The sequence below is a fragment of the Microbacterium sp. SGAir0570 genome (assembly GCF_005491085.2).
GTDB classification, from domain to species: Bacteria; Actinomycetota; Actinomycetes; order Actinomycetales; family Microbacteriaceae; genus Microbacterium; species Microbacterium arborescens.
In genome coordinates this window covers 1,812,964-1,835,675 of sequence record NZ_CP027929.1, presented here as the reverse complement: position 1 = coordinate 1,835,675, position 22,712 = coordinate 1,812,964, and the positions used below count along the sequence as shown (strand labels likewise).

Below are 22,712 nucleotides of genomic sequence, written 5' to 3'. Positions count from 1 at the left end.
AGCGGGCGGCGCCTAGGATGGAGGGGTGACCACGACCTCAGTGCCGAATCCGGCCACACCCAGCAGATCCCGCCGCGCTGTCGGCATCACCCTCGCCGTCATCGCGGCTGTGGTGGTGGCGTTCTTCATCTTCGCGAGCCTGTACGCCGACTGGCTGTGGTTCCGTCAACTCGGCTTCGACGGCGTGCTGCTGACGCAGTGGGCGGCACGCGCGATCATGTTCGTCGTCGGATTCGTCGCGATGGCGGTGCCTGTCTGGCTCTCGATCCAGCTCGCCTATCGGCTGCGACCGGTCTACGCCCGCCTGAGCTCGCAGCTCGACCGTTATCAGGAGGTCGTCGAACCGCTGCGCCGGCTGGGCATGTGGGGCATCCCGACCTTCTTCGGGTTCTTCGCCGGCTTCGCCGCCTCGGCGCAGTGGGAGACCGTCGCCCTGTGGATCAACGGTGGGACGACCGGAACCACGGACCCGCAGTTCGGGCTCGACACGGGCTTCTACCTGTTCACCCTGCCGTTCCTCTCGGCGGCCGTGGGCTTCGTCTCGGCGATCGTCATCGTCTGCCTCCTGGTCACCGCCCTCGTGTCGTACCTCTACGGCTCGGTCCGTGTCGGCCAGCGCGAGCTGCGCATCTCGAAGTCCGCGCGCATCCAGCTCGCCGTCATCGCCGGCATCTACCTGCTGGTGCAGGGCGTGAGCATCTGGATCGACCGCTACCGCACCCTGGTCACCCCCAATGACCGCATCACGGGCGCCGGCTACGTCGACGTCAACGCCGTCATCCCCGGACAGACGATCCTCGCGATCGCCGCGGCCATCGTGGCCGTGCTCTTCTTCGTCACCGCCGTGATCGGCCGCTGGCGCTTCCCGCTCATCGGCACGGGCCTTTTGGTGGTGACCTCGCTCGTCGTCGGCGTCGCTTACCCGTGGTTCGTCAACAACGTTCAGGTGCGGCCGAACCAGCTGACGCTCGAGTCGCAGTACTACGAGCGCAACATCGAGGGCACCAAGGCGGCCTACGGCATCTCGGGGCTCGAGAAGACCGACTTCCAGGCCGTGACCGATGTCGAGCCGGGTCAGCTGCGCGCCGACGCCGACACGACGGCATCCATCCGCATCATGGATCCCGCGATCATCGGCCCGACAGTCCGTCAGATCGAGCAGTACCGCTCGTACTACCAGTTCGCCGAGCCCCTCGACGTCGACCGTTACGAGATCGACGGACAGTCGCAGGACACCGTCGTCTCGGTGCGCGAGCTCAACGTCAACCAGCTCGGTGACGCGGCATCCTGGTACAACACGACCCTCGTCTACACGCACGGTTACGGAATGGTCGCCGCCAAGGGCAACGAGCGCACCGCTGACGGCAACCCGGTCTTCGTCGAGCGCGGCATCCCGGCATCCGGTGAGCTGACGAACGGCCAGAAGTACGAGCCGCGCGTGTACTTCGGCGAGTTCTCGCCGACGTACTCGATCGTCGGGGCCCCCGAGGGCTCGTCGCCCATCGAGCTCGACTACCCGCGTGGCCAGGAGGGCGAGAGCCAGACCAAGACGACGTTCGAGGGCGACGGCGGTCCGTCGATCGGCGACGTCTTCCACCGTCTGATCTACTCGCTGAAATTCCAGTCGACCGACATCCTGTTCTCGGACGCGATCAACGAGGAGTCGCAGATCCTGTACGACCGCGACCCCGCGACGCGCGTGCAGAAGGTCGCGCCGTACCTCGAGCTCGACAACGACCCCTACCCGTCGGTCGTCGACGGACGCATCGTGTGGATCGTGGACGGCTACACGCTCAGCGCGAACTACCCCTACTCGTCGATCGTCAGCCTCAGCGACGCGATCTCCGACTCGTCCAACCCGCAGCCGCGCGTCGCGCTGGACAACATCAACTACATCCGCAACTCGGTGAAGGCGACCGTCGACGCCTACTCGGGCGAGGTGACGCTCTATGCGTGGGATGAGACGGATCCGCTGCTGCAGGCATGGCAGAAGGTCTACCCGAACACGCTCAAGCCGATCAGCGAGATGAGCGGCGACCTCATGAGCCACGTGCGCTACCCGACCGACCTGTTCAAGGTGCAGCGGGCGATGCTCGGCACCTACCACGTCGACACCGCCCAGTCGTTCTACTCGCGCGACAACGCGTGGAAGACGCCGAACGACCCGCAGCAGGACACCCAGCTGCAGCCGCCGTATTACCTCACGATGAAGATGCCCGGTCAGGACGCGCCGTCGTACTCGATGTTCTCGTCGTTCATCCCCGGCGGTCAGGACACGCGCAACGTCCTGATGGGGTACCTCTCGGTCGACTCCGATGCGGGCTCCGAGGCCGGGGTCGTGAGCCCCGAGTACGGCAAGCTCCGGATGCTGGAGGTCAACGCCGAGACACCGGTTCCGGGCCCCGGCCAGGTGCAGAACACCTTCAACGCCGACCCCGTCGTGTCGTCGTTCTCGAACATCCTGCGCCAGGGCCAGTCGGAGGTCATCAACGGCAACCTCCTGACCCTTCCCGTGGGCGGCGGTCTGCTCTACGTTCAGCCCGTGTTCGTGCAGTCGTCGGGAGCGACCAAGCTCCCCACCCTGCAGAAGGTGCTCGTCGGCTTCGGCGATCAGGTCGCCTTCGAGGACACGCTGCAGGAAGCCCTCGACAAGCTGTTCGGCGGCGACTCGGGTGCGAGCACCGGTGACACCGACGTCGTTCCCGAGCCCAGCCCGGGCGACGAGGCGACCCCGGACTCCGGTGACGGCGGAACGGCGCCGACGACGCCGAGCTCGGATTACCAGACGGCGCTCAACCAGGCCCGTGACGCTCTCGCCGAGCGCAACACCGCGATGCAGAACGCGGACTGGGCCGCGTACGGCGCCGCCGACGCCAAGCTCACGGAAGCGATCTCGCGTCTGCTCGAGCTCGGCGAGCAGGGCCAGAACTGACCCCCGCCGCATGACAGAGGGCCCCGACTCCGGTCGGGGCCCTCTCTGCGTGCGGCCTACATCCGCTCGGGCTCAGCGGCGAGAATGCACGAACGCACGGTGCCAGGGTCCTGGAACCGTGCGTTCATGCGCTCTCGCGGAGCGAGCGCGGGTCAGTCGCGGGTGTAGCGGCGGGCGCGGCCGGAGAGTCCGGCGAAGTGGAAGGGGCCGGGGGAGTCGGGCGCGATCTCCACATCGACGGTGCTGTCGCGATGCGCCGCATCGTGCAGCTCGCGGTAAGTCGGCACGTCGACCGGGGTGCGGGCCGCGAGGATCGCCTCGGTCTCGGCGCCGCGCGTCGCCTCGCGGTAGCCCGGCTGGACGACGAGCGTGAAGAACTCGCTGACCGAGCCCGAGCCGTAGCTGAAGAGTCCGATGCGCGATCCGGTCAGGTCGTTCTCGCCCTCCAGGAGAGCCGCCAGGGCGATGTAGAGCGACGCCGTGTAGGAGTTGCCGATACGGCGGTTGTAGCCGGTCGTGGCGGTCACCAGCTCGGGGGCGAGCTCGACACCCAGGTGCTGCCCGAGGGCGCGGTGCGCCTTGGCCGCCATCTTCGTGAACGGCTGGTGGTGGCAGAACCAGTCGATCTGATCGATGTCGACGCCGCCGCGCGAACGGTAGTCGTCCCAGGCGCCTGCAACGCCGTCGAGATAGGCGCTGACCGAGAGCTTGCCGTCGACGACCGCGGTGACGCTGTCGTTCGGGCGCCAGAAGTCGTCGACCTCTGCGGTGTAGACACCGGCGGCGGTCTCGAGAACAGCGATCGCGGGGTCGGCGGACACGAGGAAGGCGACGGCCCCGGCACCCTGCGTGGGCTCGGCGGCGGTGTCGAGCTCGTAGCGGGCGACGTCGCTGGCGATCACCAGGACGCGCTCGTCGGGGTTGCGCGCGATGAGTCCGGCAGCGGCCTGCAGTGCGGCGGTGGCCGAGTAGCACGCCTGCTTCAGCTCCACGACGCGGACGGAGCGCGGCAGTCCGAGGAGCTCGTGAACGTGCACCCCCGCCGCGCGCGACTGGTCGATCCCGGTCTCGGTGGCGAAGAACAGGGTGCGGATGCCGTCGACACCGTGGCGATCGATGATGCGCTGCGCGGCGGCAGCGCCCATCGTGACGATGTCCTCGTCCAGACCCGGGATGCTCATCTGCTCCTGACCGAGCCCGACGCGGAACTTCGCGGGGTCGATGTCGGCGCGCGACGCGAGATCGTCGAGCTCGACGACGTGCGAGGCGGTGGCGACGGCGAGGTCGTGGATGCCGATGGTGGTCACTTCGTGGAATCCTTCCTGCGCTCGAGGAGCAGGTGCGACTGCATGAGCTCCCCGGGGTTGGTCTGGGCGGCGAGCAGGGACAGCTCGCCGCAGAGGACGGTGGCGGCGATCAGGCCGGCGAGGCGCCGGGCGTTCTCGCCGGAGGGGCGCTCGTCGCGGCAGCCGAGGCGGGCGAGCGCATCGTCGACGGCGGGCAGGTCTTTGCCGTTGCCGACCGTGCCGACGATGAGGTGGGGGAGCGTGCAGGAGAAGTAGAGGTCGCCCTCGCCGCGGACCTCGGCCCAGGTGAAGCCCTGCGAGCCTTCGACGATGTTCGCGGCGTCCTGACCGGTCGCCAGGTAGAACGCGAGCAGCATGTTGGCGTAGTGGGCGTTGGCCGAGCGCAGGGCCCCGGCGATCGTCGAGCCGACGAGGTTCTTCTGGACATTCAGGTCGACGATGCGCTGCGCGGAGGAGCGCAGCTGCTTCTCGACGAGGTCTGCGGGGATGAGGATCTCGGCGATGACGTTGCGCCCGCGTCCGAGGATGCCGTTGACGGCGGTCGCCTTCTTGTCGGTGCAGTAGTTTCCGGAGATCGAGCCGTAGGAGAGCTCCGGGTGCCACGAGAGCACACGCTCCATGAGCGTCTCGGCGGCGAAGGTGACCATGTTGTGGCCCGAGGCGTCGCCGGTCGTCAGGGCGAAGCGGAGGTAGAGCAGGTTGCCGACGACCTCGGTGTCGAGGTCGATGAGCTTGGCGTGCCGGCTGCGCTCCGATACAGCGGCGGACAGCTCGTCGAAGCGCGCGATGATGGCGCGGGATGCCGCGACGGCGGCGGCCGCGGTGTCGGCGACGAACAGTGATGAGCGCGTCATCCGCTCATCGACGACCGTGACGCGGATGCCGTCGTCGACGAGTCGCGAGATGCGTGCGCCGCGGCCGACGGACGGCCACAGCGGCGACTCATAGGTCGCGAGGGGCACCTCCTGCTCGGCTTCGACGTCTCCGGTCAGCCGAAGCGGTCCCACCCACCGGAGGGGGATCGGGGTGAACTCGGCGCTCATCGCGCGTCCTTCCCGCCGGCGCGGCGCGCCAGGCTGTCGATGTCGATGCCTCGGGCGCGGGCGTACTCGGCCGCGCGTCCGTGGATGATCAGGTCGGTTCGGCGGAGGTCGTCCGGACGGGTCGCCCCCACCAGAGAGTGCAACGCCGTCAGGTGGTCTGACCATTCCCGGATGCGCGAGATCAGGGCATCCGCACCGCCGTCGAGCACGACGGAGAGGAATGATCCGGACGCGCCGACGGCGCGAGCGCCGAGGGCGAGGCCGCGGGCGACGTCGAGCGGTGTGCGGACTCCTCCCGAGGCGAGCAGGACGGGCGCGTCTGCCGGCGCCTCGAGCAGGCACTCCACCGCCGACTGCCCCCAACCGGCGAGGTAGGCGTAGTCACGGCCCGAGCGCCGGTCGTTCTCGATGCGCATGAAGTCGGTACCGCCGACCCCGGAGACGTCGGCGAAGCGGACCCCGATCGATCCGAGGCGGGAGAGCGTGTCGGCACTCAGACCGAATCCCACCTCTTTCACGACGACGGGAACCTCGACGGCGGCGACGATGGCCTCGAGCGAGGCCGGCCAGCTCGAGAAAGAGCGGCTGCCCTCCGGCATGACGGTCTCCTGCATCGCGTTCACGTGCACCTGGAGGGCGTTGGCCTCGAGCGCCTCGACCGCGCGTCGCGCGTCGTCCGGCGATCGTTCGATCCCGACGTTGGCCATGACGAAGCCGTCCGGGTTCTCGTCGCGGATGACGCGGAACGTGCCCATGAGCTCGGGGTTGTCGAGGGCGATGCTCAGCGAGCCGGAGGCGATCGCGACGCCGGTCTCGCGCGCGGCGATCGCGAGGTCGCGATTGATCGCGCCCGTCGAGGCGCTGCCGCCGGTCATGGCGTTGACGTAGAAGGGCAGCTCCCACCGAGCGCCGGCCACATCGACGGCGAGGTCGACGCGGTCGGCGTCGACTCCGGCGAGGGCGTGGTGCACGAAGCGCACGTCGTCCCAGCCGTTCGGCCGCGGCGTCTCCTTCTGCTGCGCAGCGGCGAGACGGACGTGGTCGTCCTTGCGCTCGGAAGCCTGTTCAGCCGGCATGGTGCTCTCCTTCCGGCGGATGCACGCCGATCGTGAGGTGTCGGATGTCGTTCGTCTCCCAGACGCGGAGCATGCCGGCGACGTCAGCGTCGGCCGGGGCGAGCACGATGCCGCAGTCGCCTCCGCCGGCGCCGGAGGGCTTGCCGGCGGCACCGATCGCTTCGGCCGCGTCGCACAGGATGCGCAGCCGGTCGGTCTCGATGGTCACGCCCGTGCGTGCGCCGAGGCCCTGCAGCAGGCGCCGGTTGCGGCGGATCGCGTCGAGGGCGAGATCGTCGTCCGACACCGCATGACCGGCAGCGTCGGCCCCGCGTCCCGCGAGGGCCCGCCACAGGTCGCTCACGCATTCGCGCGAGGCCTCCAGGAACCCGGTGTGGGCGTCGCCGGTGACGTTCGTGCCGCGCGAGACCCCGCTGACGAGTCGCTCGGTGGACGCCGGGTGCCCGGTCCAGCCGACGAGCAGGTCGAGACCCGACGGGGGAGTCAGGCGAATGATCTCGGCACCGTCCCAGGCCTCGGACCCCAGGACGTCCGCGACGCCGTGCTGCGTTCGGGCCGCGCGCAGCCGGTCGCGATCGGGCGAGCGGTAGCCGATCCACCCGCCGTACGTGCTGGCGGCGACGTCGCCGCCGGAAGCGTGAGGGGCGACGGCGATGGTCGCGAGCATCGCCAGCTCGTACCGACCCCGGGTGCCCAGCTCGAAACCATAGAACTCGTCGATCGCGGCGATGGTCGCGACGGTGACCGCGGCGGACGAGCCGAGCCCGAACTTGCGTCCGCTGGGATCGTCGAGACCGCTTTCGATGTACAGGTCGAAGAAGCGCGGGCGCAGCCCCCGCTCGGCCCGGAGCCGCTCGCAGGCTTCGATCGCCGCGATGACGTAGTCGTAGGGGTGATGCTCGCGGTCCAGGGTCAGCCCGTCTTGACCGCGGGTCCAGCGCACCGGCATCCGGCTGTATTCGGGGGAGTGGATGCTGCCCGCGTCGACGCTCTCGGTCAGCGACACCGTCAGGTAGCGGTCGACGGCGATCAGCACCGAGGGCTCGCCGGGAGAGACGACGGCGTACTCGCCGGCGACGAAGAGCTTTCCGGGCGCGTGCGCGACGATCGCGCCGGTGGTCTCGGCGTGCGTCATTCGCCTGCTCGCGTGACGAGGGCTGCGGCGGGGCCGGGGCGCGCGACGGCGAGCTCGGCGATGCCCTCGAGTGCGTTGGTGACGGCGGTGACCGATTCGGGTCGCGTCAGCACGACGACGTTGGGACCCGCGTCGGCGGTGGCCCACGCTCCGATGCCCGCGTCGCGGAGGGCGGCGACGCGATCGAAGATCTCGACGCTGACCGGGCTCAGGTAGCGGATGGGCGGATCGCACGACTGGATGAGGGCGTGCATCCGCAGCGCGTTGACCTCGGTGATCCGCCCGAGGCGCTCGACGTCGCCGGCGCGGCATGCTTCGGCGGCGGCGTCGAGGCTCTCCGGGGTCGACGAGACCCACGCCGGGTAGAACGGCGAGGTCAGCACCGTGCGACGCATGGCTTCGCGGCTGGAGACCGGCTTCTCGCGCTTCTCGACCATCGCGACGACCATCGCCAGGTCGGGCGCGTCGACGGCCTCGGCGAATGACGTCTCATCGCTGTCGCCGGCGTGCCAGATGGCGAAGCCGGGGATGATCGAACGGGATGCCGACCCCGACCCGCGGCGGGCGAGGCGGCTGAGGGCGCGGGCGTCGAGGTCGAGTCCGTAGGCGTGCGCGGCAGCGACGGCCAGTGCGGCGAATCCGGAGGCCGACGACGCGAGTCCGGCCGCAGACGGAACCGTGTTCACCGTCTCGACACGAGCGGCGACCGCGCTTCCCGAGAGCTCCCGGACGATGTCGAGGAATCGCGTGACGCGCTCCGCGGGTCCGTCGGCACGCTCGTCGCCGTTGAAGACGAGGATGTCGCCGGCGGCGTCCTCGTCGAGGCTCACGGTCGTGGTGGTCGGAAAGATGTCGAGTGTCATCGACAGGCTCCCCGTCGCGGGGAGGTTCAGCGTGCTGTCGCGCTTTCCCCAGTACTTCACGAGTGCGATGTTCGGGTGCGCGATGGCTGTCGCGGTGCTCATGCCACTCCTTCGACGGTGGTGGTCCAGACCGCGGCGGCGCCGGCGCGGGTGAGTCGTCCGCCGAGCTCCTCGGCGGACGCGGTGTCGCGGGCGAGCGCGAGGACGCAGCCGCCGCGACCCCCGCCGGTCAGCTTGGCTCCCAGCGCGCCGCCCGCCATGGCCGCGTGGACGAGGTGGTCGAGGGCGGCGTCTCCGACGCCCAGTCCGTTCAGCAGCTCGTGAGCGCGGTTCATCGCACTCCCGATCGCTTCGCGGTCGGCCGTCGAGACATCGCGACGCAACGCGGTCGCAAGCTCGCCAAGCTCGTCCAGAGCCGACTCCACGCCGCGGGGGTCCTCCTCGCGGCGGTGCGCGACGGCCGCAACGGCCTCGCGGGTGCGCCCGCGCACCCCCGTGTCGGCGATGACGAAGACGAGGTCGTCGCCCACCGAGACGGGCTCGATGCGACCTCGGTCGAACCACACGGCCTTACGGGCGCGGACCGTGCGGGCGTCGAGACCGCTCGGTGCGCCATGCGCGGCGCGTTCGGCGGTCTGGATGAGCTCGTGCATCGTCTCGTCATCGGCCGCGAACCCGCAGGCACCGAGCACGGCCTCGATGACCGCGGCCGAGACGGCGGCGCTCGAGCCGAGCCCGCGTTCGGCCGGGATGCTGCTCTCGATCGCGATGTCGAGTGCGGCGCCCGGCCGGCCGGCCGCGGCGAGCGCGGCCCGCATCGCTGTCAGGGTGACGCCCAGGCGGTCCGGCGCCTGGGCGTTGGGCCCGTGGTAGAGGGTGCTCGACAGGTGGCCGCGGTCGTCGGCGGGACGTGCATGCGCCTCGACTCCGAGGGCGCGCACGGGGATCGCGATCGCCGGGCGGCCGTACACGACCGCGTGCTCGCCGAGGAGGATAGCCTTCGCACCGGCGCGACCCGTCGCTCCGGGCTCCGCGGCCGAGCCGTGCGTTGCCACGTGCAGACGGGCGTCCGGTGCGATGGGGACGTCGGTCGGTGCAGTCATGGAATTTCGTCGAGCGTAACAGCCTGCTCCCGGGCGGGGCCCGAGAGGACGACGATGTGCTCGGAGGCGGTCTGGACCGCTATCATGGCCCCCGCACCCAGCAACCTTTAACCCCGTCCTGTGAGGCGGAGAAGGGAGCGGCGGATGAGCACGCGCACCGTGCTGCATGAAGCCGACATCGCCCGGGCCCTGACGAGGATCTCCCACGAGATCCTCGAGTCGAACAGGGGACCCGCCGGCCTCGTCATCCTCGGCATCCCGCGGCGGGGCGTTCCCCTAGCCGCGCGCATCGGCTCTCTCCTCGCGGAGATCTCCGGGACGGTCGTCCCGGTCGGAGCCCTCGATGTGACGATGTACCGCGACGATCTGCACCGCAACCCGACGCGGGCACCTCAGCCGACGGAGATCCCCGAGGGCGGGATCGACGGCAAGGTCGTCGTGCTCGTCGACGACGTGCTGTTCTCGGGACGGTCGATCCGTGCGGCCCTCGACGCGCTGCAGGACATCGGCCGCCCGGCGGCCGTCAGACTCGCGACTCTCGTCGACCGCGGTCACCGCGAGCTCCCCATCCGCCCCGACTTCGTCGGCAAGAACCTCCCCAGCGCCCGCGATGAGCGGGTCAACGTGCGCCTGCGCGAGGTCGACGGCGTCGAGGAGGTGACGATCGGCTCATGAGGCACCTGCTCGACACCAAGGGTCTGGATCGGCGCGACGCCCTGCGCATTCTCGACGTCGCCGAAGACATGTCCGCCACGCAGCAGCGCGAGGTCCGCAAGCTTCCGACGCTGCGCGGCAAGACCGTGGTGAACCTCTTCTTCGAGGACTCCACGCGCACCCGGATCTCCTTCGAGGCGGCCGCCAAGCGCTTGTCCGCCGACGTCATCAACTTCTCGGCGAAGGGATCGTCGGTGTCCAAGGGGGAGTCCCTCCAGGACACCGCGCAGACGCTCCAGGCGATGGGGGCCGACGCGGTCGTGATCCGGCACGGCGCGTCGGGAGCTCCGCAGACGCTCGCCACCAGCGGGTGGATCAGCGCGGGAGTCGTCAACGCCGGCGACGGCACGCACGCGCATCCAACGCAGGCCCTGCTCGACGCGTTCACCATCCGCAAGCGATTCTTCGGCGATGCCAGTCGCGGCCGCGACCTCTCCGGCCTCCGGGTGACGATCGTCGGCGACATCCTCCATTCGCGCGTCGCGCGATCCAACGTCTGGCTCCTGACGACCCTCGGCGCCGAGGTGACCCTCGTCGCGCCCCCCACGCTCGTTCCCCAGGACGTCACGGCCTGGCCGGTCCGCGTCGCGTACGACCTCGACGAGGCCATCGCGGACGGGCCGGACGCGCTCATGATGCTGCGTATCCAGCTCGAGCGCATGAACGCGGCGTATTTCCCGACTGAACGGGAGTATTCGCGCACGTGGGGCCTCGACGCTGCGCGACTCGCGGCGCTTCCGGCCGATAGCATTGTCCTGCACCCCGGCCCGATGAACCGGGGGATGGAGATCTCCGCCGCCGCCGCCGACTCGCCGCGCTCGACCGTGCTCGAGCAGGTGGCGAACGGTGTCTCGGTGCGGATGGCCGTGCTCTACCTGCTGCTCGCGGGGGAGCGCACCGAAGCTGAGGAGGACGGACGATGAGCGAGAGCTTCCTCATCCGCGGGGCGCGCCGGGCCGGCGGCGACGCCATCGACATGGTGGTCTCCGACGGGATGATCACCGAGGTCGGCTCCAGCCTGAGCGCCGGCGGAGCGACCGTGGTCGACGCCGACGGACTCATCGCCCTGCCCGGGCTCGTCGACCTGCACACCCATCTGCGCGAACCGGGCTACGAGGCATCCGAGACGATCCTCACGGGCTCGCGCGCCGCGGCGGCGGGCGGGTTCACCACCGTCTTCGCGATGCCGAACACCTCGCCCGTCGCCGACACGGCGGGCGTCGTCGAGCAGGAGCTCGCCCTGGGCGAGGCCGCCGGCTACGTGCACGTGCAGCCGATCGGCGCCGTCACGATCGGGCAGAAGGGCGAGCGCCTGGCCGAGCTCGGCGCGATGGCCGCCTCCCGCGCGCGGGTGCGCGTCTTCAGCGACGACGGCTTCTGCGTGTTCGACCCGCTGATCATGCGCCGCGCCCTCGAGTACGTGAAATCGTTCGACGGGGTCGTGGCCCAGCACGCGCAGGACCCGCGGCTCACCGAGGGCGCTCAGATGAACGAGGGCACCGTGTCGGCCGAACTCGGCCTCACCGGCTGGCCGGCGGTGGCCGAGGAGTCGATCATCGCGCGCGATGTGCTGCTCGCCGAGCACGTCGGCTCGCGTCTGCATGTCTGCCACCTCTCGACGGCCGGTTCCGTCGACATCATCCGGTGGGCGAAGAAGCGCGGCGTGAACGTGACCGCCGAGGTGACACCGCATCACCTGCTGCTGTCCGAAGAGCTCGTCCGCGGCTACGACGCCCGCTTCAAGGTCAACCCGCCGCTCCGCCGCGACGAGGACGTGCGGGCGGTCCGCGAGGGCCTCGCCGACGGCACGATCGACATCGTCGCGACCGACCACGCGCCGCACCCCGCCGAGGCGAAGAGCTGTGAATGGGCGGCGGCGGCCAACGGCATGGTGGGTCTCGAGTCCGCGCTGCGTGTCGTGCAGCAGGCGGTCGTCGACACCGGACTGCTCGACTGGGACGACGTCGCCCGCGTGCTCTCGACGGCTCCCGCTCGGATCGGTCGCCTGGCCGATGCCGGCACGCCGCTCGAGGCGGGCCGCCCCGCCTCGTTCACGCTCTACGACCCGCGCCCGGTCCGCACCTTCACGGATGCCGATCTGCGCGGCCGCAGCGTCAACTCGCCCTACCTCGACCGCGAACTGCCGGGCGAGGTGCGCTGGACGTTCTTCCGCGGGACGGCGACGGTCGCCGACGGCGACCTGCTCGACCGTCCGGGAGCACGCCCGTGACCCGCGAGGGTGCGCTGCTCGTCATGGTGGCCGTCGCCCTGGCGCTGCTCGCGCTCGGGGTCTGGGCCTGGCGACGACGAACGAGGCGCGACAGCGGCCTCACGGCACCCGTCGGCGAACTCCCCGCCGACGCCGTGTCGACGGCGGTGATCTCGGGGCTCTACGTCGCGACGACCCGCCACGACGAGCCGCTCGAGCGCCTCGCCATCCGCGGGCTCGGATTCCGCTCTCGCGTCGACGTCATCGTCGCTGCGGGAGGCGCGGATGACGGCGTGGCCATCGACCTGACCGGTCAGCCGCGCCTGTTCATTTCGGCAGAACGCATCGTCTCCGTCGATCAGGCCACCGTCGCGATCGACCGTGTCGTCGAGAAGCAGGGCCTCACCCGCCTGAGCTGGCTGATCGACGACGAGACGATCGTCGACAGCTACTTCCGGCCCCAGACCGCTTCGGCCCGTGCGCTGGCCGAAGCCATTCAGACCATCGTGACCCCCACCCAGACCCCAGGAGGCGACGCGTGACACTGTTCACCCGTGACCCCGCCGTGCTCGTGCTCGAGGACGGATCCCGCCACATCGGCCGCGCCTACGGCGCGCGCGGCACCACCCTCGGAGAAGTCGTCTTCGCGACCGGCATGACCGGCTACCAGGAGACCCTCACCGACCCGTCCTACGCGGGCCAGATCGTGCTGCAGACCGCACCCCACATCGGAAACACCGGCATGAACGGCGAGGACGTCGAGTCCCGCCGCATCTGGGTCGCCGGCTACATCGTGCGCGACCCGTCGCGTGTCGTGTCGAACTGGCGCTCGGAGAACTCCCTCGACGAGTCGCTCGAGCGCGACGGCATCGTGGGCATCAGCGGCATCGACACGCGCGCCGTCACGCGCGTCCTGCGCTCGGCGGGCTCGATGCGCGGCGGCGTGTTCAGCGGCGACGCCGCCGACATCGATCCCGAGGAGCAGCTGCGCATCGTCCGCGAGGCGCCCGAGATGACCGGTCGCAACCTGTCCGCCGAGGTGTCGGTGCCCGCTGCTGAGGTGACCCCGGCGACGGGCGAGCGGCTCGGGAACCTCGCGGTGCTCGACCTCGGCGTCAAGCAGGCCACGGTGAACAACCTCGCCGCGCGCGGGTTCGACGTCCATGTCCTGCCTCAGGACGTCACGCTCGAGCAGCTGCGTGCGATCGACCCGATCGCGGTGTTCTACTCCAACGGTCCGGGCGATCCGGCCGCGAGCGACCACCACGTCGAGCTCCTGCGCGGAGTCCTGGCCGAGAAGCTGCCGTTCTTCGGCATCTGCTTCGGCAACCAGCTCCTCGGCCGCGCCCTCGGCTTCGGCACGTACAAGCTGCCCTTCGGTCACCGTGGCATCAACCAGCCCGTGCTCGACAAGCAGACCGGCCGCGTGGAGATCACCGCGCACAATCATGGCTTCGCCGTCGACGCGCCGATCGAGGGCGTCGTCGACAGCCCCGCCGGCTTCGGCCGCGTCGAGGTCAGCCACGTCGGCCTCAACGACAACGTCGTGGAGGGGCTGCGCGCCCTCGACCTCCCGGCCTTCTCGGTGCAGTACCACCCCGAGGCCGCGGCCGGTCCGCACGACGCCAACTACCTCTTCGACCGCTTCCGCGACCTCGTGATCGCGACCCAGGAGGACAAGAACTGATGCCCAAGCGCGACGATATCCAGAGCGTCCTCGTCATCGGGTCGGGGCCGATCGTCATCGGCCAGGCCTGCGAATTCGACTACTCCGGTACCCAGGCGTGCCGTGTCCTGCGCGAGGAGGGCGTCCGCGTCATCCTCGTCAATTCGAACCCGGCGACGATCATGACCGATCCCGACTTCGCCGACGCCACGTACATCGAGCCGATCACGTGGCAGGTCATCGAGACGATCATCGCCAAGGAGCGCCCGGACGCGATCCTGCCGACCCTGGGCGGCCAGACCGCTCTGAACGCGGCGATCGACCTGCACAAGCACGGCATCCTCGAGAAATACGACATCGAGCTGATCGGCGCGAACTTCGAGGCGATCAACAAGGGTGAGGATCGGCAGATCTTCAAGCAGCTCGTCATCGACTCGGGAGCGGATGTCGCCGACAGCCGCATCTGCCACACGATGGACGAGGTGCTCGCGGGCGCCGCCGAGCTCGGGTACCCCCTCGTCGTGCGTCCCTCCTTCACGATGGGTGGTCTGGGCTCCGGCTTCGCGTACAACGAGGAGGATCTGCGCCGCATCGCGGGTGCGGGCCTGCGCGACTCGCCGACGACCGAGGTCCTGCTCGAGGAGTCGATCCTCGGATGGAAGGAGTACGAGCTCGAGCTCATGCGCGACTCGGCCGACAACACCGTGGTCGTCTGCTCGATCGAGAACGTCGACCCGGTCGGCGTCCACACCGGCGACTCCATCACGGTCGCGCCGGCCCTGACGCTCACCGACCGCGAGTACCAGAAGATGCGCGACATCGGCATCGACATCATCCGCGCCGTCGGCGTCGACACCGGCGGCTGCAACATCCAGTTCGCCGTCGACCCGCAGACGGGCCGCATCATCGTCATCGAGATGAACCCGCGCGTGTCGCGTTCGTCGGCGCTGGCGTCGAAGGCGACCGGATTCCCGATCGCCAAGATCGCCGCGAAGCTCGCGATCGGCTACCGCCTCGACGAGATCCCGAACGACATCACGAAGGTCACCCCGGCGAGCTTCGAGCCGACGCTCGACTACGTCGTGGTCAAGGTGCCGCGGTTCAACTTCGAGAAGTTCCCGGCCGCCGACACCACGCTCACGACGACCATGAAGTCGGTGGGCGAGGCGATGGCGATCGGGCGCAACTACGCCACAGCTCTTCAGAAGGCGCTGCGCTCGCTCGAGAAGCGGGGGTCGAGCTTCCACTGGGGCGACGAGGAGCGCTCGGTCGACGAGCTGCTCGAGATCGCGAAGACCCCGACGGACGGGCGGATCGTGGTCCTGCAGCAGGCGATGCGCAAGGGCGCCACGGTCGAGCAGGCTTTCGAAGCCACCGCGATCGACCCGTGGTTCCTCGACCAGATCGAGCTCATCAACGAGGTCGCGGCCTTCGTGGCCGACGCCGGCGAGCTCGACGAGCACGTCATCCGCACGGCGAAGGACCACGGGTTCAGCGACGCGCAGATCGCGCAGCTCCGCGGGATCACCGAAGAAGAGGTGCGCGGCGTGCGCCACGGCCTCGGACTGCGGCCGGTCTTCAAGACGGTCGACACGTGCGCCGGAGAGTTCCCCGCGCTCACGCCGTACCACTATTCGTCCTACGACACCGAGACCGAGGTCACGCCCTCGGACCGCACGAAGGTCGTCATCATCGGTTCGGGCCCCAACCGCATCGGGCAGGGCGTCGAGTTCGACTACTCGTGCGTTCACGCGAGCTTCGCGCTGGCGGATGCCGGGTACGAGACGATCATGGTCAACTGCAACCCCGAGACGGTCTCGACCGACTACGACACGAGCGACCGGCTCTACTTCGAGCCGCTGACGCTCGAGGACGTGCTCGAGGTGCTGCACGCGGAGTCGCAGTCGGGCACGATCCTCGGCGTCATCTGCCAGCTCGGCGGTCAGACGCCGCTCGGGCTTGCGAAGGGCATCGAGGCCGCCGGGTACAGCATCCTGGGCACCCAGCCCGCGGCGATCGACCTGGCGGAGGAGCGCGAGCTCTTCTCGCGTCTGCTCGACGACGCCGGTCTCGTGGCTCCGCGCAACGGCACCGCGATCGACGTCGACGGGGCCGTCGAGGTCGCCGAGTCGATCGGCTACCCCGTCCTGGTCCGCCCGAGCTTCGTCCTCGGCGGCCGCGGCATGGAGATCGTCTACGACACCGAGAGCCTGCGCGACTACTTCGTGCGCGTCGCCGACCAGGCGATCATCGGCCCCGGGCTCCCGCTGCTGGTCGACCGCTTCCTCGATGACGCGGTCGAGCTCGACGTCGACGCGCTGTTCGACGGCGAAGAGCTGTACATCGGCGGCGTGATGGAGCACCTCGAGGAGGCCGGCATCCACTCCGGCGACTCGAGCTGCACCCTGCCCCCGATGTCGCTGGGCCGCACCGAGATCGACCGGGTGCGCGAGGCGACTCTCGCGATCGCACGGGGAGTCGGCGTTCGCGGCCTCCTCAACGTGCAGTTCGCCGTATCGGCGGGCGTGCTCTACGTCATCGAGGCGAACCCGCGTGCGAGCCGCACCGTGCCGTTCGTGTCGAAGGCGCTCGGCATCCCGCTCGCCAAGGCCGCCTCGCGAATCATGGCCGGGTCGTCGATCGCCGAGCTGAAGGCCGAGGGGCTCCTGCCCGCCGAGGACGGCTCGCGCGTCCCGCTCGATGCGCCGGTCGCCGTCAAGGAGGCCGTGCTTCCCTTCAAGCGCTTCCGCACCGCGGACGGCCGCACGGTCGACTCCGTCCTCGGGCCCGAGATGCGCTCCACGGGCGAGGTCATGGGAATGGACCGCGACTTCCCGACCGCGTTCGCCAAGAGCCAGGCGGCCGCTTACGGCGGCATGCCGACCTCGGGCACCGTGTTCCTGTCGGTCGCCGACGATGACAAGCGCGCCGTCATCCTGCCGGCTCACCGGCTGCAGGAGCTCGGCTTCCGGCTGATCGCGACGGAGGGGACCGCCGAGATCCTCGCCCGCAACGGCATCCGCGTCGAGGTCGTCGGCAAGTACTCCGAGACGCAGGGGTCGGGCGAGCGCAACGTCGTCGACCTCATCAACGCCGGAGAGATCGACATGGTCGTGAACACGCCCTCGGGCGGCGTCGCACGAGCCGACGGCTACGAGATCCGGGCGGCGGCCGTGGCGGGTGACCGCGCGCTGTTCACCACGATGGCCGTTCTCGGCGCCGCCGTCAGCGCGCTGCCGGTCCTCCGGGAAGGCTTCGAGGTCAAGAGCCTGCAGGACTACGCCCTCGAGCGGGCGGGGCGCCGGTGACCGTATTCGGGGAGCGCCTGTCGGGCGCGCTCGAGACGTACGGGCCGCTCTGCGTCGGCATCGACCCGCACGCCGCACTGCTCGCGGACTGGGGCCTCCCGGCCTCAGCCGCGGGCGTGCGCGAATTCGGCCTGCGCGTGGTCGAGGCCGCGCGCGGGCGCGTGGGCGTCGTCAAGCCGCAGGTCGCGTTCTTCGAACGCTACGGCTCGGCGGGATTCGCCGCCCTCGAGGACGTGCAGCTCGCCGCGCGTGACGCGGGCCTCGTCGTCATCGCGGATGCGAAGCGGGGCGACATCGGCAGCACGATGGACGGCTATGCCGCGGCGTGGCTCGAGCCGGGCGCCCCGCTGGAGGCGGATGCCGTCACGGTCAGCCCGTACCTCGGCCCCGGATCCCTTCGCGGCACGATCACCGCGGCCGCGCGCGCCGGCAAGGGCGTCTTCGTTCTCGCCGCGACCAGCAACCCCGAGGCGTTCGGGCTGCAGTCCGCGGAGGTCACCGCGGTCGACGCGCAGCGCGGCCAGACGGTCGCGGACTGGGTGGCTTCCGGCGTCGGCTGGGCGAACCGTGCAGCGGCGGACGCGGGAGGGCTCGGTCACGTGGGGCTGGTCGTGGGGGCGACCGTCGACCGCGACGAGCTCGGCCTCACCGAGGAATCGCTCCGCGGCGCGCCGATCCTCGCTCCGGGTTTCGGGGCACAGGGCGTCGCGCTCGGCGCCGTGCGTTCGGTGTTCGGGTCGCTCGCGGCCCAGGTGATCGCGAGCGCCAGTCGCAGCGTGCTCGCCGCCGGTCCCGACGGGATCGTCTCGGCCATCGAGGCGCATCGGCGGGAGCTGGCCGAGGCAGAGGAGGAAACCCGTGGCTGATCGTCCCCACCCGCCCGAGGTGGACCGCGCCGCCGCGTCGCGCCGTGCGGTCGAAGCGCGGCGCGAGCGGGCGGCGCTGAAGAAGGATGTCGCGATGCGCGTGATCTCGCCTCAGGAGCTCCTGCGGCGCGCTCTCGCCGACCCCGAGTCGCCGGCCGGCGCCATGCGGGTGACCGACTTCCTCACCGCCATCCCGGCGATCGGTGAGAACAAGCGCGACCGCATCCTCGCGGATCTTGACATCTCGCCAGTCAAGCGCCTCGGCGGGCTGGGCTCGCGCCAGCGGCTCGCACTGCAGCGATTCCTGGATGCCCGCCTGCCCGAGCCCCAGCCGCGCGCGGGCCGATCGCGGCTGCTCGTGCTCGCCGGACCCACTGCGGTGGGCAAGGGAACGGTCGCCGCGCATATCCGCGACAGCCATCCCGAGATCATGCTGTCGGTCTCGGCGACCACCCGGGCCCCGCGGCCGGGCGAGGTCGACGGCGAGCACTACTACTTCGTCGACGACGCCGAGTTCGATCGTCTCATTGCCGAGGGCGAGCTGCTCGAGTGGGCCACGGTGCACAACCGCCACCGCTACGGCACGCCGAAGGCGCCCATCGAGGCGGCGCTGGCCGCGGGGCGCACGGTGCTGTTGGAGATCGACTTGCAGGGAGCCCGTCAGGTGCGCGCGGCCGCGCCGGACGCGACCCTCGTCTTCCTCTTGCCGCCCAGCTGGGACGAACTGGTCGACCGGCTCGTCGGCCGGGGAACGGAGGATGCCGAGGAACGCGCCCGTCGCCTCCGCACGGCACGCGTCGAGCTCGCCTCGCAGGGTGAGTTCGACTACCGCGTCGTCAACGACACCGTCGCGCGCGCGGCCGACGAGGTCGCCGCGCTGGCCGACTGATCGCGTAGACTGGGGGGATGCCTGCGCCTGCGGCGCGGCAGCAGACTCTCCACCGACATCGATCCCGGAAGGATCCGCCATGGCCGGAAGCAACGAAGGCATCATCGACCCGCCCATCGACGCCCTGCTCGACAAGGTCGACTCGAAGTACCAGCTGGTCATCTACGCGTCCAAGCGTGCGCGCCAGATCAACGACTACTACTCCGACCTTCACGAGGGCAACCTGTTCGACAACGTCGGTCCGCTCGTCGACTCGTCGGTCGAGGACAAGCCGCTGACGATCGCGATGCACGAGATCCACGAGGACAAGCTGCGCCTGCGTTCGCTCGACTGATCCGGCGGTAGACCCGTCACGTTTCTGCCCGCGGCAGCCGGATGTCGGCCGCCGCGGGCAGAATCGTCTCCGTCCCGATCCCGCCCCGTTCCATCACACAGGGAGCCCCGATGAGCCAGCTGCGCCTGTTCACGTCCGAGTCCGTCACCGAGGGGCATCCCGACAAGATCTGCGACCAGATCTCCGACAGCATCCTCGACGCTCTGCTGACGGTCGATCCCGGCTCGCGCGTCGCGGTCGAGACCCTCGTGACGACCGGGCTCGTGCACGTCGCCGGCGAGGTTCGCACCGACGGCTACGCCGACATCCCCGGCATCGTCCGCGGCGTGGTCAACCGCATCGGATACACCTCGAGTGAGACCGGGTTCGACGGCGACTCGTGCGGTGTGACGGTGTCGATCGGCGAGCAGTCCTCCGATATCGCCGCGGGTGTCGACAACGCCCTCGAGCACCGCGAGCAGGGATCGATCGACCCGACCGATGCGCTCGGCGCGGGCGACCAGGGAATCATGTTCGGCTACGCCACCAATGAGACGCCGCAGCTGATGCCGATGGCGATCTGGACGGCGCACCGCATCGCCGAGCGCCTGACGTCGGCCCGTCGCACGGGCGCGCTGCCGTTCCTGCGACCCGACGGCAAGACGCAGGTGACGCTCGGATACGAAGGGGCCGTGCCCCGGACGGTCGAGACCGTGGTCCTCTCGACGCAGCATCAGCCCGACATCTCCCTCCCTGCGCTGCGCGCCGCCGTGCAGGCAGAGGTCATCGAGCCCGTCCTCGCAGAGACCGGCCTCGATATCTCGGACGTCGAGTACGTCATCAACCCGGCCGGTCCCTTCGTCGTCGGCGGGCCTAAGGGCGACGCGGGCCTGACCGGTCGCAAGATCATCATCGACACGTACGGCGGGGCCGCGCGGCACGGGGGAGGAGCTTTCAGCGGCAAAGACCCGTCCAAGGTCGACCGCTCCGCCGCCTACGCGATGCGCTGGGTCGCGAAGAACGCCGTCGCCGCGGGGCTCGCCGACCGCCTCGAGGTCCAGGTCGCGTATGCGATCGGGCGTGCCGCTCCCGTCGGTCTCTACGTCGAGTCGTTCGGAACGGGCCACGTCGCAGACGAGGTGATCTCCGCGGCGATCCGCGACGTGTTCGATCTCCGACCGCAGGCGATCATCGACCGTCTCGACCTGCTGCGGCCGATCTACGCGAAGACCGCCGCCTACGGCCACTTCGGCCGGGAGCTGCCCGAGTTCACCTGGGAGCGCACCGACCGCGTCGAGGAGTTGCGCGCCGCAGCGGGGCTGTGAGCGACGCGCCCCGGCGGGTCGCTCGAGTGCTCATCGATTCGCCGCTGCCGCAGCTCGACCGTCTGTTCGACTACGTCGTGCCCGACCTCCTCCGCGAGGCAGCGATGCCCGGTGTGCGGGTGAAGGTGCCGCTTCGCACCGTCGGGCGCACCGTCGAGGGCTATCTCGTCGAGCTCGGCGACGAGACCGACGGCGATCGGCCGCTGTCGGAACTCGAGGAGGTCGTGTCGCCCGTCGAGGTGCTGCCCGACCGGCTCTACGCCCACGCACGTCGCGTTGCCGACCGGGCCGCGGGGTCGGCGAGCGATGTCCTGCGGCTGGTCATCCCGAAACGGATGGTGCGGGCCGAGAAGGCGTGGGCCGCCGCCGGGCCGCCCAAAGCCCCCGTCGTGAGCGCCGACGCTCTCGCCTGGGCGCGCGAGACCGCTGCCGCGTATCCCGACCTCGAGAGCGCTGTCGCCGGCGGCGAGCGCGTGGCCGTCGACGCTCCGCCGCGCCCGGCCGACGATGTCCCGGCATGGGCCGAGCTGCTGGCCGCGCTCGCGGTGCTCACGCTCGCGCAGGGCAGGAGCGCGATCGTCGTGGTTCCCGATCACCGCGACGAGGCTCACGTGCTGGCCGTCCTCGCCCGTCGCGTCGACGACGCCGCGGTGGTGCGGGACGACGCGCGCCGATCCGGCCCGGAGCGTTACGCCGGATATCTGCGTCTGCTGGCGGCGGTGCCGTGCATCGTGGTGGGCAATCGGTCGAGCGTGTACGCGCCCGCTCACGATGTCGGCGCGGTCCTCCTGTGGGACGACGGCGACCCGCTGCTTGCTGAGCCGCTGAGCCCGGGTGTGCACGCGCGCGACGCCGCGCTCGTCCGGCAGGAGCTCCAGGCATGCGCGCTGGTCTTCGCCGGGCTGACGCGCACGACCGACGTCGAGCGTCTCGTGGCACTGGGCTGGGTGCGCGACATTCCGGCTCGCCGCCGCGAGAGCCCCCGGGTCGTGCTGTCGGCGACGCGGGAGGGCGAGTCGCGGGGCACGCGCGTCCCCTCGGCTGCGTTCGCCGCGGCGCGCGAGGCGCTGACGCACGGCCCCGTCCTGGTGCAGGTCGCGCGCCCCGGGTACGCCCCGGTGCTGGTGTGCGCCGACTGCCGCACGCCGGCGCGCTGTGCCCAGTGCGCCGGACCGCTGCGCGCGCGTCGTCCGGGCGCCGTGCCCGAGTGCGCCTGGTGCGGACGAGCCGCTCCCGCGTGGGCCTGCTCCTCCTGCGCATCTCAGCGCCTGCGGATGGCGTCGTCGGGGAGCGAGCGGACCGCCGACGAACTCGGACGCGCGTTCCCGAACACCCGCGTCATCGTGTCCGACGGGGAGCATCAGGTCACCCACGTCGGTGCGAGACCCGCCCTCGTGATCGCGACGCGCGGCGCGGAGCCGTTCGCCACCGGCGGGTACCGGGCCGTCATCCTGCTCGACGGCGATCGGATGCTGATGACCGAGCAGCTGAGGATCGCCGAGGCGTGTCTGCGCTGGTGGTCCGATGCCGCGGCTCTCGCGGCACCCGGCGCTCCCGTGCATCTCGTCGGTGTGGCCGGGCCCGCTGCGCGCGCGCTCGCGACCTGGACGCAACCGGCGTACGCCCGAGTGGAGCTCGCCGAGCGGGCCCCGCTCCACATGCCGCCGACCGTCCGCGTCGCGGCGGTGGAAGGAACCGCGGCAGCCGTCGCCGAAGCGATCGCGCAGCTGCGGGCCGATGTGCCGGCGCTGACCGAGACATCGATTCTCGGGCCCGTGGCGCGCGAGGACTCGGTCCGCGCGCTCGTGCGGTTCGAGTACGCGCTGGGGCGCGCGGTGGCCGAGTCGCTTCGGGCGTCGGTCGTCGCTGCGGCGCTGCGGGGGCGGCGTCGGCGCGGGGCGCCGTCAGGACAGCGCAATACACTCAGAGTACGTCTCGACGTGCCCGATCTCGATCTGTGAGG

Annotated in this window: 18 protein-coding genes; 12 read left to right on the top strand and 6 right to left on the bottom strand. The window is 70.6% G+C overall.

Annotated features, from left to right (window positions below):
- Positions 1-25: 25 nt before the first annotated feature.
- Positions 26-2,932 carry a UPF0182 family protein gene (locus C1N74_RS08760; protein WP_023950572.1) on the top strand — a complete coding sequence of 969 codons (2,907 nt, stop codon included), beginning with the start codon at positions 26-28 and terminating at the stop codon, positions 2,930-2,932.
- 152 nt (positions 2,933-3,084) lie between these two features.
- Here the strand turns inward: C1N74_RS08760 and C1N74_RS08755 are convergent, their stop codons facing one another.
- Genes C1N74_RS08755 through mvk form a run of 6 tightly spaced genes read right to left on the bottom strand, consistent with a single transcriptional unit; the run spans position 3,085 to position 9,459 of the window.
- Complete coding sequence (locus C1N74_RS08755; protein ID WP_137750368.1) at positions 3,085-4,239, bottom strand: hydroxymethylglutaryl-CoA synthase; 1,155 nt, start codon at positions 4,237-4,239, stop codon at positions 3,085-3,087.
- The gene (locus C1N74_RS08750) at positions 4,236-5,282 is read right to left on the bottom strand and encodes a hydroxymethylglutaryl-CoA reductase (RefSeq protein ID WP_064956535.1); all 1,047 of its coding nucleotides are present in this window, start codon (positions 5,280-5,282) and stop codon (positions 4,236-4,238) included. The genes C1N74_RS08755 and C1N74_RS08750 overlap by 4 nt, the downstream gene beginning before the upstream one ends.
- Positions 5,279-6,358 (bottom strand): type 2 isopentenyl-diphosphate Delta-isomerase, encoded by a 1,080-nt coding sequence (gene fni / locus C1N74_RS08745; protein ID WP_064956536.1) that lies wholly within the window; start codon positions 6,356-6,358, stop codon positions 5,279-5,281. The genes C1N74_RS08750 and fni overlap by 4 nt, the downstream gene beginning before the upstream one ends.
- Positions 6,348-7,493 carry a phosphomevalonate kinase gene (locus tag C1N74_RS08740; RefSeq protein ID WP_064956537.1) on the bottom strand — a complete coding sequence of 382 codons (1,146 nt, stop codon included), beginning with the start codon at positions 7,491-7,493 and terminating at the stop codon, positions 6,348-6,350. Before C1N74_RS08740 ends, fni begins: the two co-directional genes overlap by 11 nt.
- A complete protein-coding gene (gene mvaD, locus C1N74_RS08735; protein ID WP_064956538.1) occupies positions 7,490-8,458 on the bottom strand; it encodes a diphosphomevalonate decarboxylase in 969 nt (322 codons plus the stop codon). The genes C1N74_RS08740 and mvaD overlap by 4 nt, the downstream gene beginning before the upstream one ends.
- A complete protein-coding gene (gene mvk / locus C1N74_RS08730) occupies positions 8,455-9,459 on the bottom strand; it encodes a mevalonate kinase (protein ID WP_181405508.1) in 1,005 nt (334 codons plus the stop codon). Before mvk ends, mvaD begins: the two co-directional genes overlap by 4 nt.
- A gap of 144 nt (positions 9,460-9,603) precedes the next feature.
- Here mvk and pyrR point away from each other — a divergent pair, with 144 nt between their 5' ends.
- The 11 genes from pyrR to C1N74_RS08675 all read left to right on the top strand — a co-directional run bounded on the left by pyrR (position 9,604) and on the right by C1N74_RS08675 (position 22,710).
- Entirely contained in the window at positions 9,604-10,134 is a 531-nt protein-coding gene (pyrR, locus tag C1N74_RS08725; protein WP_023950589.1) for a bifunctional pyr operon transcriptional regulator/uracil phosphoribosyltransferase PyrR, read from the top strand.
- A complete protein-coding gene (locus tag C1N74_RS08720) occupies positions 10,131-11,096 on the top strand; it encodes an aspartate carbamoyltransferase catalytic subunit (protein WP_023950592.1) in 966 nt (321 codons plus the stop codon). Before pyrR ends, C1N74_RS08720 begins: the two co-directional genes overlap by 4 nt.
- Positions 11,093-12,403, top strand: a complete 1,311-nt coding sequence (locus C1N74_RS08715; protein WP_023950594.1) for a dihydroorotase — start codon at positions 11,093-11,095, stop codon at positions 12,401-12,403. The genes C1N74_RS08720 and C1N74_RS08715 overlap by 4 nt, the downstream gene beginning before the upstream one ends.
- Positions 12,400-12,924, top strand: a complete 525-nt coding sequence (locus C1N74_RS08710) for a hypothetical protein (protein ID WP_036304570.1) — start codon at positions 12,400-12,402, stop codon at positions 12,922-12,924. The genes C1N74_RS08715 and C1N74_RS08710 overlap by 4 nt, the downstream gene beginning before the upstream one ends.
- Positions 12,921-14,069, top strand: coding sequence for a glutamine-hydrolyzing carbamoyl-phosphate synthase small subunit (gene carA / locus C1N74_RS08705; protein ID WP_375538041.1), 1,149 nt, complete (start codon positions 12,921-12,923; stop codon positions 14,067-14,069). Before C1N74_RS08710 ends, carA begins: the two co-directional genes overlap by 4 nt.
- The gene (carB, locus tag C1N74_RS08700) at positions 14,069-17,356 is read left to right on the top strand and encodes a carbamoyl-phosphate synthase large subunit (RefSeq protein ID WP_064956540.1); all 3,288 of its coding nucleotides are present in this window, start codon (positions 14,069-14,071) and stop codon (positions 17,354-17,356) included. The genes carA and carB overlap by 1 nt, the downstream gene beginning before the upstream one ends.
- Positions 17,353-18,222, top strand: a complete 870-nt coding sequence (pyrF, locus tag C1N74_RS08695) for an orotidine-5'-phosphate decarboxylase (RefSeq protein WP_071918066.1) — start codon at positions 17,353-17,355, stop codon at positions 18,220-18,222. The genes carB and pyrF overlap by 4 nt, the downstream gene beginning before the upstream one ends.
- Positions 18,215-19,111 (top strand): guanylate kinase, encoded by an 897-nt coding sequence (gmk, locus tag C1N74_RS08690; protein ID WP_137750366.1) that lies wholly within the window; start codon positions 18,215-18,217, stop codon positions 19,109-19,111. The genes pyrF and gmk overlap by 8 nt, the downstream gene beginning before the upstream one ends.
- A 79-nt stretch (positions 19,112-19,190) precedes the next feature.
- Positions 19,191-19,445: a DNA-directed RNA polymerase subunit omega gene (gene rpoZ / locus C1N74_RS08685; RefSeq protein ID WP_023950606.1), complete on the top strand. Its 255-nt coding sequence runs from the start codon at positions 19,191-19,193 to the stop codon at positions 19,443-19,445.
- A 110-nt stretch (positions 19,446-19,555) separates the two neighbouring features.
- Complete coding sequence (metK, locus tag C1N74_RS08680) at positions 19,556-20,749, top strand: methionine adenosyltransferase (RefSeq protein WP_023950610.1); 1,194 nt, start codon at positions 19,556-19,558, stop codon at positions 20,747-20,749.
- Entirely contained in the window at positions 20,746-22,710 is a 1,965-nt protein-coding gene (locus tag C1N74_RS08675) for a primosomal protein N' (protein WP_137750365.1), read from the top strand. Before metK ends, C1N74_RS08675 begins: the two co-directional genes overlap by 4 nt.
- The last annotated feature ends 2 nt before the right edge of the window (positions 22,711-22,712 follow it).